The organism is Cloacibacillus porcorum (assembly GCF_001701045.1).
Lineage (GTDB): Bacteria > Synergistota > Synergistia > Synergistales > Synergistaceae > Cloacibacillus > Cloacibacillus porcorum.
In genome coordinates, this window is the sequence record NZ_CP016757.1 from 1,449,424 (window position 1) to 1,467,306 (window position 17,883).

General features: G+C 58.3%; 13 protein-coding genes. All 13 read left to right on the forward strand.

Features of this window, described 5'->3' with window-relative positions:
* The first annotated feature begins 113 nt into the window (after positions 1-113).
* Positions 114-1,187, forward strand: coding sequence for a peptide chain release factor 1 (gene prfA / locus BED41_RS06560; protein ID WP_066744238.1), 1,074 nt, complete (start codon positions 114-116; stop codon positions 1,185-1,187).
* Between the two features lie 4 nt (positions 1,188-1,191).
* Positions 1,192-2,040 (forward strand): peptide chain release factor N(5)-glutamine methyltransferase, encoded by an 849-nt coding sequence (prmC, locus tag BED41_RS06565; protein ID WP_066744239.1) that lies wholly within the window; start codon positions 1,192-1,194, stop codon positions 2,038-2,040.
* A 68-nt stretch (positions 2,041-2,108) separates the two neighbouring features.
* Entirely contained in the window at positions 2,109-3,305 is a 1,197-nt protein-coding gene (gene trxB / locus BED41_RS06570) for a thioredoxin-disulfide reductase (RefSeq protein ID WP_066744240.1), read from the forward strand.
* Between the two features lie 352 nt (positions 3,306-3,657).
* Positions 3,658-4,767, forward strand: coding sequence for a M48 family metallopeptidase (locus BED41_RS06575; RefSeq protein WP_066744242.1), 1,110 nt, complete (start codon positions 3,658-3,660; stop codon positions 4,765-4,767).
* A gap of 57 nt (positions 4,768-4,824) precedes the next feature.
* Positions 4,825-6,642, forward strand: coding sequence for a DNA polymerase III subunit gamma/tau (dnaX, locus tag BED41_RS06580; protein WP_066744245.1), 1,818 nt, complete (start codon positions 4,825-4,827; stop codon positions 6,640-6,642).
* Positions 6,643-6,644: 2 nt separating this feature from the next.
* Positions 6,645-10,061 (forward strand): DNA polymerase III subunit alpha, encoded by a 3,417-nt coding sequence (gene dnaE, locus BED41_RS06585; protein ID WP_066744247.1) that lies wholly within the window; start codon positions 6,645-6,647, stop codon positions 10,059-10,061.
* A gap of 79 nt (positions 10,062-10,140) precedes the next feature.
* Positions 10,141-10,374, forward strand: coding sequence for a trp RNA-binding attenuation protein MtrB (mtrB, locus tag BED41_RS06590; protein ID WP_066744248.1), 234 nt, complete (start codon positions 10,141-10,143; stop codon positions 10,372-10,374).
* A 14-nt stretch (positions 10,375-10,388) separates the two neighbouring features.
* Complete coding sequence (gene pyk, locus BED41_RS06595; protein ID WP_084002301.1) at positions 10,389-12,146, forward strand: pyruvate kinase; 1,758 nt, start codon at positions 10,389-10,391, stop codon at positions 12,144-12,146.
* Positions 12,146-12,991 (forward strand): deoxyribonuclease IV, encoded by an 846-nt coding sequence (locus BED41_RS06600; RefSeq protein ID WP_066744249.1) that lies wholly within the window; start codon positions 12,146-12,148, stop codon positions 12,989-12,991. The genes pyk and BED41_RS06600 overlap by 1 nt, the downstream gene beginning before the upstream one ends.
* Positions 12,992-13,083: 92 nt before the next feature.
* Positions 13,084-13,911 carry a diadenylate cyclase CdaA gene (cdaA, locus tag BED41_RS06605; protein WP_066744250.1) on the forward strand — a complete coding sequence of 276 codons (828 nt, stop codon included), beginning with the start codon at positions 13,084-13,086 and terminating at the stop codon, positions 13,909-13,911.
* Positions 13,904-15,241 (forward strand): CdaR family protein, encoded by a 1,338-nt coding sequence (locus tag BED41_RS06610; RefSeq protein ID WP_084002302.1) that lies wholly within the window; start codon positions 13,904-13,906, stop codon positions 15,239-15,241. The genes cdaA and BED41_RS06610 overlap by 8 nt, the downstream gene beginning before the upstream one ends.
* Positions 15,242-15,568: 327 nt before the next feature.
* Positions 15,569-16,936, forward strand: coding sequence for a phosphohexomutase domain-containing protein (locus BED41_RS06615; RefSeq protein ID WP_066744257.1), 1,368 nt, complete (start codon positions 15,569-15,571; stop codon positions 16,934-16,936).
* The gene (locus BED41_RS06620) at positions 16,929-17,816 is read left to right on the forward strand and encodes a UTP--glucose-1-phosphate uridylyltransferase (protein WP_229712411.1); all 888 of its coding nucleotides are present in this window, start codon (positions 16,929-16,931) and stop codon (positions 17,814-17,816) included. The genes BED41_RS06615 and BED41_RS06620 overlap by 8 nt, the downstream gene beginning before the upstream one ends.
* Positions 17,817-17,883 lie beyond the last annotated feature (67 nt).

The window sequence follows — 17,883 nt, forward strand, 5'->3', positions numbered from 1 at the left end:
ATAAAAAGTTAGCTCCGCTGTCAGATGTACCGGATGCTAAATAGGCAGGGGCTGCCTATGACGCAGAGAGGGCATATGATCAGCGGCTCATCTTACAGCAGGTGGTGCAGAATATGGAACTGATAGATAAACTTAAAGAGATAGAGGCCAGTTATCGGGAGCTGGAACAGAAGATGGCCGATCCCGAGGTGGCCAACGATCCTCAGGAGATGCAGCAGCTCGGCAAAAAGCATGTCGACCTCGCGCCGATCGTCGACGCCTTTTCCAAGTATGAGGCCGTGCTTCAGGGTATCGAGGACGCCAAAGAGATGATCAACGGCGACGACGAGGAGATGCGCGAACTGGCGAAGGAGGAACTCTCCGAGCTTGAGGCGCGCGTTCCCGAACTTGAAAAGGAGATCCGCGTGCTGCTCCTGCCGAAGGACATCAATGACGACAAGAGCGTTATCATTGAAATACGCGGCGGCGCCGGCGGCGAAGAGGCGGCCCTCTTCTCGGCGAACCTCTTCCGCATGTACACGCGCTTTGCCGAACGCCAGCGCTGGAAGACGGAGATCATCTCCGGAAGTGAGACCGGTATCGGCGGATACAAGGAAATAGTCTTCCGCGTAGATGGAACCGGCGCCTTCAGCATGCTGAAGTTTGAGAGCGGCGTCCACCGCGTTCAGCGCGTACCGGAGACGGAGGCCAGCGGACGCATCCACACCTCGACGGCAACTGTCGCGGTACTGCCGGAGGCGGCAGACGTAGACGTAGAGGTCCGCACGGAGGATCTTAAGATCGACACCTACCGCTCCAGCGGCGCGGGCGGGCAGCATGTCAACATGACGGACTCCGCGGTGCGCATTACCCACCTTCCCTCCGGGATCGTCGTCACCTGTCAGGACGAACGCTCACAGATAAAGAACCGCGCGAAGGCGATGCAGTTTCTGCGCACCAAGCTTTACGACGCCGAACTTCAGCGGCAGAACGCCGAGATGGCGGCTGAACGCAAAGGGCAGGTGGGGACCGGCGACCGCGCGGAGCGTATCCGTACCTATAATTTCCCGCAGAACCGCCTTTCGGACCACCGGATAAACCTCACTCTCTACAAGCTTGACCAGATACTTGACGGTGATCTCTATGAGCTCATCAGCATGTTGTCCGAGGCTGACCAGGCGGAGAAGATGAAACTTCTCTCGGTATAAAATATTGAAGCTGCAGGAGCTCCGCCGCCGCTGCCGCGAGACGCTCGTCCTTTCGTCGGCGGCCCGGCCGGAATACTCGGCGGACCTCATTATCTCCCGGCGTCTTGGCCTCGGCCGGGCTGAACTTCTATACAAGGACGACGAAATCCCAGCGCAGGCCTGTGAGGGGATTTTCTCTATGACAGCCAAACGCGCGAGGGGCGTGCCTCTGTCCTACGTGCTCCACGAAGCGGAATTTTACGGCTACCGCTTCAAGGTAGGGCGCGGCGTTCTCATTCCGCGCCCGGAGACGGAGCTGCTCGTCGAAGCGGCGCTTGAATACTTTCCCTCGGGCCGCGCGGCCTCTTTTGCCGACTGGTGCACGGGCAGCGGCTGTATTGCCCTATCACTGCTGCTGGAGAATGAGTCGCTTACTGGTATCGGCGTGGACAAGAGCCCGCAGGCGCTTCGCTGGGCTACGATCAACAGAGGGTTTCACCGCCTCGAAAAGCGCCTTGTCCTGCTGCGCAACGCCGAACCCGCGGAGGCGCCCGTCGGCGAGGGCAGCCTTGATTTCATAATCTCCAATCCGCCGTATATACCGGAGGCGGAAATGGCGGGGCTGATGCCGGAGGTGCGCGACTATGAGCCGCACATGGCCCTTGACGGCGGGGCTGGCGGCCTATTTCTCTACCGGAAATTTTTTGAGTCGTTTCCCCGTTTACTGAAAAGCGGCGGACTGCTGCTGCTGGAGACGGCGGGTGAGGCGCAGATTTGTGCGCTAGAGGATATGGCACCAAGTGAATTTGTTCTCATGAATAAAATTTTAGATTATAATGGAATAATTCGTCATATTATATGGCGTAAAAGATAAAATTTAATATAATCATATCTATAAGAAAACTTATAAAGAATAATATTCTTTGAGGAAGGATGTTAATCATGGAAAAGAGAGAACTTGTAATAATCGGAGCCGGCCCTGCGGGTCTTGCGGCGGCGGTATACGGACGCCGCGCCGGACTTGACACGCTTATCCTTGAAAAGGGTATTCCCGGCGGTCAGATCAACATCACGGACGAAATTGAAAACTGGCCCGGAACGATCCACTCGACAGGCTCCGAACTCGGCGAAACATTCCGCAAGCACGCGGAGCACTTCAAGGCCGAATTCAGAAGCTGCACGGTACAGAAGATAGATCTCAGAGACGGCAGCAAGTTTGTCGTCACCGACAGCGGCGAGATCGAGGCCGAGGCGATCATCCTCGCCACCGGCGCCAGCTTCAGGAAGCTTGGATGCCCCGGCGAAGCCGAATTCACCGGCGCGGGCGTCAGCTACTGCGCGGTCTGCGACGCGGCCTTCTTTGAGGGCGAGACGATCGCCGTCGTCGGCGGCGGCAACGTGGCCGTCGAAGAGGCCGGTTACCTCACACGCTTTGCCGATAAGGTCTACATCATCCACCGCCGTGACGAGTGGAGAGCCGACCGCCTTGCCATCGAGCAGGCGCTCGCGAACCCGAAGATCGTCCCCGTCTGGAATTCCGTCGTCGAGTCGATAGAGGGCGAGGGTGTTGTGGAGAAGCTCGTGCTTAAGAACGTCAAGACCGGCGAGATCTCGGATCTCCCCGTCGCCGGCTGCTTCGTATTTGTCGGCACGGAGCCGAACGTCGCCTACCTCCAGCCCGAGAGCTCGGTCGTCAAGCAGACCCGCGGCGGCTGGATCGATACCAATGACAAGATGGAGACCTCCGTCGAGGGTATCTTCGCCGCGGGCGACATCCGTGACAAGTACCTCCGTCAGGTTGTAACCGCCGCCGGCGATGGCGCGGTGGCAGCGATGGCCGCCTACTCATACATCACCGAGCAGCTTCACCTCCGCTCAGTGCTCATCGACCCCGAAGAGGTGATCGCCCTCTTTACCTCCAGCATCGACCAGGATCAAGTCAAGCTGCAGGTCGAAGCCGAAAAATACGCGAAGGAGAGCGGCAAGCAGATCGCCTTCATCGACGGCTACCGTAACGGCAAGATGGTGGAAAAGCTCGGAATCGCGAAGCTCCCGACGATCGTCGAGATGAAAAAGGGCACGATGGTTCGCTCCGCGGAGCCCACAACGGTAGAGGACATCAAAAAGTTTATCGCGTAAGATCACGCGAAAATAACTTTAATCAAAAACAGCGGGAGGCGTCATTGGCGTTCTCCCGTTATTTTTATCTTCTAATTTGTGGATTGGTCACCTTCGCCGCGTGTTAAGAGTCATTCCGTCATCATCCTGATGATCTCTTTATCGGTCTCATACATCCCGACCCTGCCGATATTTTTAATCGTATTTTCAACGCCTTTGAGGATAACCCCGTCGCCGCCTGAATCACGAATTTAAAATCCGTATAAAGAGCGGAGTTAAACAACCGCGGGCGAAAACGAACCGCCCTTTTTTCGGTATAATAATAGAGAACGCTCTCGCAGCGAAACGTACATGGAAAAGGGAGGGGCGACTGATGATGAAAAAGACGATGCTGGTGTTAATGTTGATTGTGTTACTTTTACCGGCTGTGGCCGCGCACGCGGCCGCGTCGCCGGAGCCCAGTGATAAAACGATAAAGCGTGAATTGAAGATCGGACGCAAGGGGTCGGAGGCGATCGAGAAACAGGTGCCGCGCGTCCTTGACCCGGCGGCGGAGGCGAAGCTTGCAATGATCGCCGCGAGGCTAACGCCGTTCCTTCAGCGCGACCTTGATTACAACGTGCGCATCATTGAGATGAAGGAGCCCAACGCCTTCTCATTGCCAGGCGGCATGACCTATTTCACGACCGGCATGCTTGAATTCCTGAAGAGCGAGGACGAGATCGCGGCGGTCATGTGTCACGAATTTATCCACGCCGACCGCGCTCACGGGATCGTACAGGCGAAGCGCAACAACAGGCTCACGCTGCTGACGATCGCGGGGCTGGTTGCCGCGACGCAGGCGGGCGACTCCGGCGCGGGGGTCGCGGCGATGGCGAGCGGACTGCAGACGGCTCTGATGAACAGCTACAGTATCGAGCTGGAGAAGGAGGCCGACGCGAGGGGGATAGACGTCCTCTATAAGGCGGGCTATAATCCCGCGGCGATGCTGACGATGATGGAGCGCATGAAGGTGGAAAAGCTAAAGCGCGCCCAATATCAGCTTGGAATATTCCAGACGCACCCTGAGGAGGAAGAGCGCGTCGATGCGGCTCTTCAGTACCTGCGCGATAAGGGCATCGAGATACAGCGCAAGGATGTGGTGCAGTCATTGAAGATCAAGACCGATACCGTCTCCGGCGACGTGCGTCTCTATGTGGACGACGCCGTGCTTCTCTCCGCTCCGGCTACTGATGAGTCGTCCAGGCTTTTTACGGAGCTTGGCGAGCGTTTGGACAGTACCCTCGAGCTTGAGCTTGCACCCTACGACATAAAGATACTTGGTGAAAAGGGAGAGCAGTCTCTGGTGATAAGACGCAAGACGATCCTCACGGATAGCGAACTGCTTCCGGGAATGCCGCCGCTTGCCGAACTTCGCGACCGCATAAACGACGCGCTCAACAAGTCGCGCCGGGGAAATATGCTGACGGATTATTTTCAGTAGGGGTCAAGAGCGGTTTTTTCCTGTAGAATGTGTAAGGATTGATCGAGGAGGGGAAACATGTATATTTCACTATACCGCAGATATAGGCCCCAGACATTTTCCGACATGGTCGGACAGAGCGCGGCCGTCGGCGTATTGCTGGAATCCCTGCGCGAGGGATCGCTTGGACACGCCTATCTTTTTTCGGGGCCGCGCGGCTGCGGCAAGACCTCTGCCGCGCGCCTTGTAGCTAAGTCGCTTGACTGTCTGAACCGCGGCGAGGACTGCGAACCCTGCGGCGTATGCGAGAACTGCCGCGCCATCGCCGCCGGCGAACATCTTGACGTTATAGAGATTGACGGAGCCTCAAACCGCGGGATAGGGGAGATTCGCGACCTTAAGAGCCATGTGAGCCTCAAGGCGCTCTCCGCATCATACAAGGTCTACATTATAGACGAGGTTCATATGCTTACGGACGCCGCCTTCAACGCGCTGCTGAAGACGCTGGAGGAGCCGCCCGCGAACGTCGTATTTCTTCTGGCGACGACCGAGCCCCACAAGGTGCCGGTCACTATACGCTCGCGCTGCCAGCACATACCCTTTCACCGGATAACTATCGCCGACACCGTTAGCCGCCTTAAGCACGTCTGCTCTCAGGAGAATATCGAGGCCGACGAGGAGGGTATCTGGGAGATCGCCCGCCAGGCCGACGGAGCCCTGCGCGACGCGCTGTCGCTCACGGAGCAGGCCGTGGCTCTTGGCCGCGGAAAGCTTTCTTTGGAGAGCGTCCGCGAGCTGACGAGCGGGAGCAGCCGCGCCGAGCTGGAAAAGTGGGTGACGATGCTGCGCACCGATCCGCAGGGAGCGGCGGCGGCTCTGCATTCGATAATGGCGAGGGGCATCTCTTCGGAGCGGCTCTGCGAGGCGCTCTTTGTGCTTTTTCGGGACCTGTGGCTCTTCTGCCTGTGGAAAGATAAGGCTCTGGAGGCGCTTGAAACTTCAAGCGCGGAGCGTGATTATCTCGCCGCGGAGGCTCAGCATTGGGACAAGGATAAACTGCAGGCGGCCTGCATGCTGTGCAGCCGTCTTCTGCCGCGCACGCATTACGGGATGAAGGGAGATATATTCAGCGGCCTGATATTTATGGAGCTGCAGAATATACTGGCGGGAAACGTCCAGCCTGCGCCGCCTTCCCGCGCCAGGGAGCCGGAGCGTGCCGCGGCGCCGCAGCCGGCGGCACGTCCGCCGCGCGAGGAATTTTCACCAGCGCCGCCGCGTGAGAAGCGTATGCCGGAGCCTCTTCCGCCAGTGGACGATTTCTGGATGCCGCCGGAGGAGGAACTGCCGCCTGTACGGCAGGAGCGATCGGCCCCGAGGAGAGTTCAGGAACCGGCTCCGCTCTTTGCGGCGCAGCCCGACATGATCTTCGGAAATGACGCGCCCGCCGCTTTTGACGTCGCGGGACTGTGCGCCAGACTTGGAGATAACGAATTTTCGCGGCTGGTGGGGAATCTTTCCTCCGACTGGCTGCCGATCGCCGCCGCGCTGCTGAACGCGGAGCTTTCGCGCCGCGACGGCACTCTGGAGGTGGCCTTTGAGCGGCAGATGCCGGCGAAGAACTTCCTCTCGATCCCGCATAACCGCAAGACGCTTACCTGCGCCGCGGCGAAGCTGTGGGGAATCGAGAGTGGGGAGGCTCAACCCCAGCCGCAGCATGTAAGCGAGCCGGACGAACCGGCTCCCGAAAAACCGTCCGCCGCCGCAGGGGAGGCAGAAGAGAACGAGCCGACCGCGGCGCAGTCTCTCACCTCACACGTGCTGAGACTGGCGGGAGCGGAGGTGCTCTATGTTAAGAGCGTCCACGCGAATGAAGATGAATCTGAGGGAAATGAATAAATATGGATAAGCCTTTCGTACACCTTCACGTACATAGTGAATATAGTCTGCTCGACGGGGCCAATAAGTGTTCCGACCTCGCGGCGACGACGCGCAGCATGGGGATGGATTCCGTCGCGCTGACGGACCACGGTGTGATGTTCGGCTGCGTGGAATTTTATAATAAGTGCAACGATGCAGGTGTGAAGCCGATACTTGGCTGTGAGGTCTACGTGGACCCCAACGGTCATACCTGCCGCGAGGGAAAGAACCAGAACCACCTGATACTGCTCGCCGAGAATGAAGAGGGTTATTATAACCTCACCAAACTTGTTTCGATCGCCAACACCGACGGCTTTTACTATAAGCCGCGAATCGACCATGAACTGCTAGCGCGGTACAGCAAGGGGCTGATCTGCGCCTCTGCCTGTCTCGGCGGCGAGATACCGCAGTTTATCATACAGAACAATATCGATGCCGCCTACGAGCGCGCTCAGCTTTATCTGGACATTATGGGCAAGGGCAATTTCTTTCTGGAGATACAGTCGAACATCATCCCCGAGCAGGCCATTGTAAACAAGACGCTCGTCGAGATGTCCAAAAAGCTCGATATACCGCTCATCGCCACGAACGACGCGCACTATCTGAAACGCGAGGACGCCGAGTGGCACGACATCCTGCTCTGCGTGCAGACTGGCAGCATCGTCACCGATGAGAAGCGTTACCGCTTTACGGGCAGCGACTATTATTTCCGTTCGCCGGAGGAGATGTGGCAGATATTCGGCGGCGAACTGCCCGATTCGCTGATCAATACGCAGCGGATAGCCGATCGCTGCGAGGTCAAGCTCAAGACCGGCCATTACTACCTGCCGGAGTTTCCGCTGCCGCCAGGAGAGACGCTCTCGACGCACCTGCGCAAGCTGGCCGCCGAGGGGCTTCGCCGCAGGCTGAAGACGGAGGAGCCGCCTCAGGAGTATCTGGACCGTCTTGAATACGAGCTTGGCATCATAGAACAGATGGATTTCCCCGGTTATTTCTGCATCGTCTCCGACATCATTGTGGCGGCCAAGGCCCGCGACATCCCGATCGGCCCCGGCCGCGGATCGGCGGCGGGATCGCTCGTCGCCTATTCACTGGGGATAACCGACCTCGACCCGATAAGGTACAATCTGCTCTTTGAGCGTTTTCTCAACCCGGAACGCATAAGCATGCCCGATATCGATACCGACGTCTCCGACAAGGGACGTGAAGAGCTGATCGCCTATATTGTCGAAAAGTACGGCACGGACCACGTCTCGCAGATCATAACCTTCGGACGGATGAAGAGCCGCGGCGCGATTAAAGACGTCGGCCGCGCGCTGAATATCCCAATCGTCGAGGTGAACGCGATAGCGAAGCTGATCCCCGCGATGCCGACGCCGGAGATAAAGGATATCAAGGGAGCGCTTGAACATGTGCCCGACCTCAAGGCGGCCTACGACGGCAAGCCGGAGATAAAGAAGCTCGTCGATACGGCGATGCACATAGAGGGGCTTGCGCGCCACTGTTCGCAGCACGCCGCCGGCGTGGTCATCACGCCGAAGCCGACGAGCGACATGGTGCCGGTGCGTAAATTCGGCGAAAACCAGGTTGCGACGCAGTATTCGATGGAGCCGGTCGAGAAGCTGGGGCTGGTAAAGATGGACTTCCTCGGCCTCCGCACCCTCTCGGTGCTTGACGGTGCGGTGAAGAATATCGAAGCAAACGGTAAGGGTAAGATTGATCTCAACGAAATACCGATAGACGATGCCAAGACCTACGACATGCTGCAGCGGGGGGATACGCTCGGGGTATTCCAGCTTGAATCCTCCGGCATGACGGCGCTGGTGCGCCGTCTGCGGCCTGACTGCTTCGAGGATATGATCGCGCTCGTCGCGCTCTACCGCCCCGGTCCGCTGGAGAGCGGCATGGTCGACACCTACGTCAAATGCAAACACGGCGAAGATACGGTGCACTATCTGCATCCGAAGCTCGAACCCTACATGAAGGACACCTACGGAGTCATCCTCTACCAGGAGCAGGTCATGCAGAGCGCGCAGGCGCTCGCGGGCTATACGCTCGGAGAGGCGGACCTGCTGCGCCGCGCGATGGGTAAGAAGAAAAAAGAGGTCATGGAGAAGGAGCGCGTAAAGTTTGTCGACGGAGCCGTGAAGAACGGCGTCGACGCCTCCAACGCGGGCAACATCTTTGACATCATCGAAAAGTTCGCCGGCTACGGCTTCAATAAATCGCACAGCGCCGCCTACGGGCTCATCGCCTACTGGACAGCCTGGCTCAAGGCGAACTACGGGCCTGAATATCTCGCCTCCTATCTTTCGAGCCTTATCGGATCGAAGATGGAGGTTCTCGGCCAGTACATCCGCAGCGTAAGGGACGCCGGATATCCGGTCCTTCCCCCGGACATAAACGAATCGCGCGAGGACTTCACCGTCGTCGGAGAGGTCATCAGGCTGGGGCTTTCGGCGATCGCGAAGGTTGGCGACGCGGCCGTTGCGAACATCATTGAGAGCCGCAAAAAGGCGGGTAATTTTACCTCCTTCTGGGACTTCCTCACAAAGATAGACACGCGGCAGGTCAACAAGGGCGTTATCGAAAATCTCATCAAGTCGGGGGCCTTCGACAGTCTCGAACCAAACCGCGCGCGGCTTCTGGCCGCGGTGCCGCAGTTTGTCGACCAGGCTTCACGTCAGGCGCAGAACACGAACCAGGCCTCGCTCTTTGGAGAAGAGGACGAGGAATACCTCATGCCGGAGATGCCGGAGGTCGAGGATTTCAGCGAACGCCAGAAGCTTGACCTTGAGAAGGAGAGTATGGGGCTCTATATTTCAGGTCACCCCTTTGACCATTACGAGGAGCAGGTCTCGCCCTATATCACCTGTCCGATAAGCGAACTGGGCCGCTGGCAGTCCCACCAGCCTGCGGTGACCGCGGGGCTTCTCTCGAGCGTCGCGGAAAAGTTCAGCAAGACTTCGGGCAATCCGTACGGCACCGCCGTCTTTGAAGATAACAACGGCACCGTCGACGTGCTGATTTTCGGCAGCCGCTGGCCGCAGTTCAAACCGATATTACAGGTGGGCTCGCTCTACTTCCTGAAGGGCAAGCCGCGCGAGGACCGCGGAATATCCATAATGGCCGATGACATCTTCACGGAGGACGAGTATAAGGACAAGCTGGAGCGCCGCGCGATCGTGACGGTCGAGTGCGACGGACTCTCCGATAAATTTTACGAGGGGATGTTCCGGGTACTGACGAAGCACCCCGGAAAGAGCGAGATCATCCTCAAACTGGTTGGCTCCGAAGAGACTACCGTCTCGCTTATAAAGCGGATAAAGATAAACGTGACTAAGGAGTTAAAAGAAGAGCTGACCGAGTATTCAAACGGATTGGTAAGCTGCATTTGATCAAGGGAATGCGGCTATAGGCGGCGGCTGTTCCTGCTGAGGCGGCCTGCTGCCGGATAAGAAAAGAGGAGAGAGTGAGATGGCTGAGAACGGACAGACGGTAGGGGAATATATCGCTGTGAAGGCGCTGGAAAACGGGGTCACCGTCACCGGCGTTACCCGCGGCGCGGAAAATAGATTTCTTCACACTGAAAAGCTGGAAGAGGGCGAGGTTTGGATCGCCCAGTTCACGGAACATATCTCGGCGATGAAGATACGCGGCCACGCAAAGGTGATAACGGCGCACGGAGAGATAGAGAGCGGAAAGAACTAAGGAAGGTAAGGCAAATGGATAAGATGGAACGCAAGGTAAAAATAGTATGCACGATCGGCCCCGCCTGTTGGGAATACGATACCCTTTTCAAGGTGGCGGAGGCCGGAATGAATGTCGCGCGCCTCAACTTCAGCCACGGCGATTATGACTCGCACGAGCGGACTCTGAACAACGTCCGTGCCGTGGAGCAGGAGCGTCAGACGCCGATCGCCGTGCTGCTCGACACCAAAGGCCCCGAGATACGCACGGGGGAGCTGCCCGGACACGGCAAGGTGACGCTGAAGGCCGACGATCTCTTTACCCTATTCTTTGACAAGCGGGAGGGGGACGAGCACGGCGTATATGTCGACTACCCGCCGCTTGCCAATGAGGTGAAGAGGGGACAGTCTATCTTCATCGACGACGGGGCGATAAATCTTGAGGTCGAGGAGACGACGCCGGAGGGCGTCGTCTGCCGTGTAATCGTCGGGGGCGAGCTTGGCGAGCGCAAGGGCATCAATGTTCCGGGAGCCGACCTCTCCGTTCCGACGCTTACGGAGAAAGACGTCGCTGACCTTCGCTGGGGCGCGGCCCATGATGTAGATTATGTGGCGGTCTCTTTTGTCCGCAACAAGGAGGACATTATCGAAGTGCGCCGCATCCTTGAGGGCGCGGGCGCGAACGCGAAGATAATCGCGAAGATGGAGACAAGGCAGTCGGTGGAAAATATCGACGAGATACTCTCGGTCGTCGACGGCATGATGGTGGCGCGCGGAGACCTCGGCGTTGAGATGAATACTGAGGATGTGCCGATGGTCCAGAAGGAGATCATCGAGAAGTGCCGCGTGCAGGGCAAGCCCGTGATCGTCGCGACCCAGATGCTTGATTCGATGATACGCAACCCGCGCCCGACGCGCGCCGAGGCGAGCGACGTGGCTAACGCGGTGATCGACGGAGCGGACGCCGTCATGCTCTCCGGCGAAACGGCGGGAGGAAGGTATCCCGTCGAGGCGGTTGAGACGATGCAGCGGATAATCATCCGCACCGAGAAGGATACCGAGCTCTGGCGCAGAAAGCCGCGCACGATCCCGCAGGTCTGCGAGACGGCTGACGCCGTGAGCCACGCGGCGCGCGACATCGCGAAGGAGGTCAGCGCGGCGGCGATAGTGTCGCTGACTTCGAGCGGCGGCACCGCGCGGATGGTGAGCAAGTACCGTCCTCCCTGTCCGATAATCGCAATGACGCCCTCGCTTTCCACTTGGCGGCAGCTCTCCCTTATTTGGGGCGTAACACCCTGCATCTGCCCGATAACCACGGAACTTGAGAAGTCGGTCGAGAACGCCATATCGCTGATAAAGAGGGAATCTCTGGTCGAGAGCGGAGACAATATCGTCATCACCTCAGGCGTACCTCTCGGCGAACCGGGAAGTACGAACATGCTGAACGTCCTGCGGATCGGGAACGTCATCGGCAAGGGGATGTCGCTCGTCCGTAAACGGCTGACGGCGCCGGTCTGTCGGGCGGAGACGCCGGAAGAGGCGATCGCGAAGATCAGCGAGGACAAGATTCTGGTAATAAAGAAGAGCACAAAGGAGTATATCCCCGCGCTGGAAGCGGCGGGAGCGATAATCACGGAAGAAAACGGCCTTACATCCCATGCCGGCGTCATATCGCTGAACAGGGGCGTTCCCTGTATCACGGGAGTCTCCGGCATCATGGACCAGGTGGAGGACGGCATGATCATAACTGTGGATGGGATACCCGGATTGGTCTATATGGGAAGGGCCTACTGATGGCCCGTATCGGGACTCACGTCTCGGTAGCCGGCGGACTGGACAAAGCCTTTGCGCGCGCGGACGCCCTGGGCTGCGAGTCGATGCAGATATTCACCCGCAGCCAGCGCCAGTGGCAGAGCAAGCCGGTATCTCTCCAGGAGGCGGAGGATTTCTATCGCGCCTGGCAGGGGTCCTCTGTTGAGACCGTCGTCTCCCACGCCTCGTACCTGATAAATATCGCCTCCTCGGACGCGGAGATGCTCGCCAAAAGCAGGCGGGCCCTGCGCGAGGAGGCGGAGCGGTGCCACCAGCTGGGAATAACGGATATCGTGCTCCATCCCGGATTTGCGAAAGAGGCGACTACGGAGGAGGCGATCGGCGGCATAGTCGATTCGCTGCTCTGGCTCTTTGAAGATACGCAGGGCTATAAGGTGCGCGTTCTGCTTGAGACGATGGCGGGCCAGGGCACGGTGATCGGCGCCGATTTTGCCCATTTCGCGCGGATCGGTGAGATGATGAACTGGCATCCCCGCCTCGCCTTTTGTGTGGATACCTGCCACGTATTCGCGGCGGGCTACGATCTTCGCTCCGCGGAGGCCTACGAGCGGTTTATCTCGATTGTAGACAAGCACATCGGGACCGATAACGTCCTCTGCTGGCACCTCAACGACAGCAAGGCCGCGAAGGGGACGCATATTGACCGCCATGCTCATCTGGGCGAGGGCGAGATCGGTCTGCATCCATTCGCTCTGCTGATGAACGACGACCGTTTTGAGAATATCCCGACCATTCTTGAGACGCCCAAAGAGGGCGTCGGTGACGTCGGCAATCTCGCTTTTCTGCGAAAGGTTCGCGGCGAATGAGCGCGTTGGCGAATATGGCCCGTATGTTAATAGAACGTCATTGTAAAATTTGCGCTATAATTTATAACAGATAAACGAAAAGGGGTGAGCCCTTGGCTTTTTTTGACCTGCGTTGGCAGGATTTTCTTGATATCCTGATAGTAGCCTTTTTGATTTACAGGGTCCTTATGCTGTTGGTCGGTACGCGCGCGATGCAGCTTCTGCGCGGAGTGCTCATCATCGGCTTTATCGGGGCGGTGGCGAATATCCTTGAGCTGCGCAGCCTCTCATGGATCATCGGGAAGATGCTCGGCGCCTTTATCATCGTTGTGCCGGTACTCTTTCAGCCGGAGCTGCGCCACATGCTGGAGGAGCTCGGCAAGGGCCATCTCTGGAAGGTGGGCAGGAATGAAGAGGACATCGACCTGCGCGCCGAACAGCTCTCAAAGGCGCTGACCTACTGCAAATCCCAGCGCATCGGCGCGCTCTGCGTGCTCCAGCGCGATACGAGCCTTAAAGAGGTATGGCGCACCGCCGTCATGCTCAAGGCCGACATCACGGAGGAGCTGCTTATCTCTATATTCTGGCCCGGCACGCCGCTCCACGACGGCGCGGTGGTGATGGACCAGCAGAGTATCGTCGCAGCAGGCTGCTACCTGCCGCTGACGGAGAAGACGGATATTTCCCGGTGGTACGGCACGCGCCACCGCGCGGCGCTCGGCGTCACCGAGATGTCGGACGCGATTGCCCTTGTCGTTTCGGAGGAGCGCGGGGAGATAACCGCCGCCGTCGCGGGCCACTTCTCCAAGCCTCTCAGCGAGGCGCAGCTGAAGAAGATATGCAACCATTATTTCAGCTTTGAAAGCAAAGAGAGCAACTTTATGGACCGTCTGCGGGAAGAGATACAGCAGCAGTGGGCGGGAGGCGATAAAAATGTCTGATAGAAGAAGAATGATTGAGGCGTATATAATCAGGAAGCTGCGGGCCGTTAACGAGCGGCTTGTGACCCTGAGCGATAAATTCGACTACAAGGGAGAGTCCGTCTTTCAGTCGAAGATATTCCTCGTCGGCGTATCGATCTTTATCTCCGTCCTGCTGTGGGCCTTTGTCGCCCTTGACGGAAACTCGGACGCGGCGCGTACCGTAAGCGCCGATATCAAATACATTAACCTTCCGCGGGGCTTTTCTATTTACGCTCCGACGAGGAAGGTCGAACTGCGCATCGTCGGTAAGATAAATATGCTATCCAGCGTGCAGGCCTCGGACATTGTCGCCGAGGTGGATCTCGCGAATCTGCAGGCGGGAAAATATAATCTGCCGATCCGGCTTGAGGCGCCGTCCTTCGCGCGCATCCGCAGCTGGCAGCCCTCGGTGGCGGAGGTGGAGATCTACCGGCATGTCGAACGTACCCTCACCATTACCCCCAAGACGGAGGGAACCGCTCCCGAGGGGATGGTCGTAAGTTCGGTGAAGCTTGATCCTGACAGCGCCGTGATCAGCGGTCCTGAGAACGAGGTGCTAGCCGTGCAGGGCTTGGAGGCGGTGGTGCCGCTTGACAAGCTGGATGCCGACGGCAAGATGAGGGCCCAGGTCGTCTTCAAGACCGCGGCGGAAACGTCCCCCGCGGTGCCGGTACAGCAGAGCCGCAGGCTCTCAGTCTCACCGACGGAGACTAACGCCGTCGTCGCCTTTGAGAACGAGATAGTCGGTGAAAGGATACCCGTCAAGGTCTCTGTCGTTGGACAGCCCCAGGAGGGGCTGCAGGTGGAGTCGATAAAGGTGATTCCCGACAGCGTCTCTATCCGCGGCAGAAGCACCGCGGTCAAAAAGATGCAGTCGCTGGTGCTGCCGCCGGTTGACATCTCGGGACTTGACCAGAACATCCAGCTCATGATACCGATGCAGCCGGCGGAGATTGACCCAGACGTTGAGATAACCGGTACCGACCGCGCGCGGGTAGAGATACGCCTTTCGAAGAAGATGGGTGTCAAGACCTTTACGAATGTGCCGCTCATCGTCGAGGGAGCCGAGCCCGGCAAAGAATGGAAGGTCTCCCCGCACAGCGTCAGCGTAACGATCGAGGGTCCGCAGATCGCGATCGATACGCTTGGAGGTTCCTCCGTCGCCCCCTGCGAACTCTACATCGACGTCTCGAATATCGTCTCGAAGCAGATGGAGCTGCCGGTGCTTGTAAAGAATCTTAAAAAGGATTTTCAGGTGGTGCAGATAGAGCCGGAACAGATACTGGCGACTGTTGTCGACGAACAGTAACGGTTAACCTGCTGCCGTAACGGTATAAACGCCGTGGTCATGTGCCGTACGCGGTCTTCGATGGCTGGCGTGCCGGTTGGAAATGTCAGTCCGAGTTCCGAGACAGGCGGCGGGTATGCCGTCTGTGGATGGATAGAAGGGGCTTGGCAGCGGAAATGTTTGATTTTCTGCCTGCCCTGCTGTGTGGCCGGAGAATTTTTGCTCTTAGTTTGCGAGCGGCGTAACGGATGGCTGGTTTTTTGAAAAATTCGCGGATCGATTGATTATAAGTTTTTTATTTCGCATATAAATTTTCACATAACTTTCAGAGGGGAGTTTTTACACAAGATGCCAGAGGGGAAAAAAAGACAATTTTTCGGAACAGACGGTGTCCGAGATATTGCGAACAGCGGCATGATGCGGCCTGAGCCGGCGATGAGGCTGGGAGCCGCCTACACGCTCTTTTTGAAGAGACAGGGTGTTGAACATCCCGTGATCGCTGTGGGCCGCGACACGCGCCGCTCCGGCGAGATGCTGCAGTCGGCCCTGATGTCGGGGATCGCCTCGGCTGGCGGCAGCGCCGCCGACCTCGGCGTGATTCCGACGCCTGGAGTCAGCAGTGTGGCCGCCCGCAATAAATTCGACGGCGGCGCGGTCATCAGCGCCTCACACAATCCCGCCGAATACAACGGTATAAAATTCCTCGACGGGAACGGTTTCAAACTTACCGACGACGACGAAGCAGATATCGAGGAGCTCTTCCTCAATGAAAAACACCTTCGCTTCGCTGCGCCCACGGAGATTGGCGGCGTCAGCGACGGTTCCGAGTACCGCGAGCAGTATGCGGGGCTTCTGAAAGAGGTCATTAAAGAGATAGAGGACACCTCCTATCCGATCGTGATCGACGCGGCGAACGGAGCGGCCTCGGCCTTCGTCGAACCGCTCTTCTCCGGCTGGCGCGGCGGCGTTACCTTCATTGGCAACAACCCGGACGGCGTCAACATCAACAGGGAGGTTGGCGTGACCCACATCGGTACGCTCGCCTCCGAGGTGATAAGGCGCGGCGCCTCGCTCGGTATCGCCTATGACGGAGACACCGACCGGGTGCTGCTATGCGACAGCCGTGGCCGCACCCTTGATGGAGATATCATGCTCTGGGTCATCGGCCGCTGGCTGGCGAAGCGCGGCATGCTCGGCGCGGGGGTGACGGCGACGGTGATGTCAAACATGGTGCTTGAAGACCTCCTTGCGGAGGAGGGGATCAAGGTATTCCGCTGTCCCGTCGGCGACCGCTACGTCTTGGATACGATGAGGCGCGAGGGCGGACGTATCGGCGGCGAGCAGTCGGGCCACATTATCGCTCTGGAATATGCCAATACGGGAGACGGGCTATGCTCGGGCATCCTCTTCCTCAAAGCAGTTACGGAGCTTGGGGAGGATATCTCCACGCTGGCCGACCGTTTTGAGCGCTACCCGCAGGTGCTCCGCAATATGAAGGTCGACGATAAGGAGAGGATAATGAGCAGCTCCGAGGTGGCCGCCGCCGCCGCTGAGGCGGAGAGGCTTCTCGCCGGCAGAGGGCGGATGCTGCTGCGTCCCTCCGGCACCGAACCCCTGATAAGGATATTTGCCGAATCGCGCGACGCGGAGTTGATGAACAGCGCCGCCGACATCATGGAGGCGGCGATAAAAAAGGCGGTTGCCAGCCATGGCTAAGACCATGGAATATACTCCGGTCCGCAGGGCGGTATTCCCCGTAGCCGGTTTGGGGACGCGCTTCCTTCCCGCGACGAAGGATGTTCCGAAGGAGATGATGCCGCTCGTAGACCGGCCCCTCATTCACCACGGGGTCGACGAGGCCGTCGCCTCCGGCTGTACGGAGATCATATTTGTTACGGGACAGGGCAAGGAGAGCATCCGGCGCTACTTTGATCCCTCCCATGAGCTCGTCTCCTTGCTGCGTGAGCGCGGAAAGGGCGAGCTAGCGGAGGTCGTGGAAAATATTCACGGCCTTGCCAAGTTTCACTACGCCTTCCAGGAAAAACCGCTTGGTCTTGGTCACGCGGTGCTCTGCGCGGAGGAGTTTTGTAAAGACGAATATTTCGGGCTTTTGCTGCCGGACGACGTGATGATCGCGCATCCTACGGTGCTCTCACAGCTTGAGGCCGTGAGAAAAAAATATAACTCCTCCGTCCTCTGCGTCGAAAAGGTCGCGGAGAGCGAAGTCTCCCGCTACGGCGTCGTCGATGCCGAAGAGGTGGAGCCGGGAATCTACCGTGTGAAGGGGCTTGTCGAAAAGCCTAAACGCGAAGATGCCCCCTCGAACCTCGCGATCATGGGGCGTTACCTGCTGTCGCCCGCCATCTTCTCTCATCTGAAAAATCTCAAGCGCGGCGCGGGCGGGGAATACCAGCTCACCGACGCCATCTCGTCGCTGCTCGGTGAGGAGCCGGTTTACGCGGCGCTCTATGAGGGGAAACGCCTCGACTGCGGCGTCAAAGAGGGCTGGATAAAGGCGACGGTGGTCAAGGCGCTTGACGACCCCGAACTTAGGGAGATAGTGCTCGCCGCGGTGCGCGAGAGCGGTCTCATATAACGGCCGTCATAACGCCAATAAAAAATGAGCGGGACTCCCCGCTCATTTTTTATTGGCGTGTCTGCCG

Excerpts from the sequence above, each read along its gene's own strand:
- BED41_RS06615 (WP_066744257.1), top strand. The coding sequence starts at position 15,569 with ATGCCAGAGGGGAAAAAAAGACAATTTTTCGGAACAGACGGTGTCCGA.
- dnaX (WP_066744245.1), top strand. The coding sequence starts at position 4,825 with ATGTATATTTCACTATACCGCAGATATAGGCCCCAGACATTTTCCGAC.
- prfA (WP_066744238.1), top strand. The coding sequence starts at position 114 with ATGGAACTGATAGATAAACTTAAAGAGATAGAGGCCAGTTATCGGGAG.
- BED41_RS06600 (WP_066744249.1), top strand. The coding sequence starts at position 12,146 with ATGGCCCGTATCGGGACTCACGTCTCGGTAGCCGGCGGACTGGACAAA.
- mtrB (WP_066744248.1), top strand. The coding sequence starts at position 10,141 with ATGGCTGAGAACGGACAGACGGTAGGGGAATATATCGCTGTGAAGGCG.
- BED41_RS06575 (WP_066744242.1), top strand. The coding sequence starts at position 3,658 with ATGATGAAAAAGACGATGCTGGTGTTAATGTTGATTGTGTTACTTTTA.
- BED41_RS06620 (WP_229712411.1), top strand. The coding sequence starts at position 16,929 with ATGGCTAAGACCATGGAATATACTCCGGTCCGCAGGGCGGTATTCCCC.
- trxB (WP_066744240.1), top strand. The coding sequence starts at position 2,109 with ATGGAAAAGAGAGAACTTGTAATAATCGGAGCCGGCCCTGCGGGTCTT.
- pyk (WP_084002301.1), top strand. The coding sequence starts at position 10,389 with ATGGATAAGATGGAACGCAAGGTAAAAATAGTATGCACGATCGGCCCC.
- dnaE (WP_066744247.1), top strand. The coding sequence starts at position 6,645 with ATGGATAAGCCTTTCGTACACCTTCACGTACATAGTGAATATAGTCTG.
- BED41_RS06610 (WP_084002302.1), top strand. The coding sequence starts at position 13,904 with ATGTCTGATAGAAGAAGAATGATTGAGGCGTATATAATCAGGAAGCTG.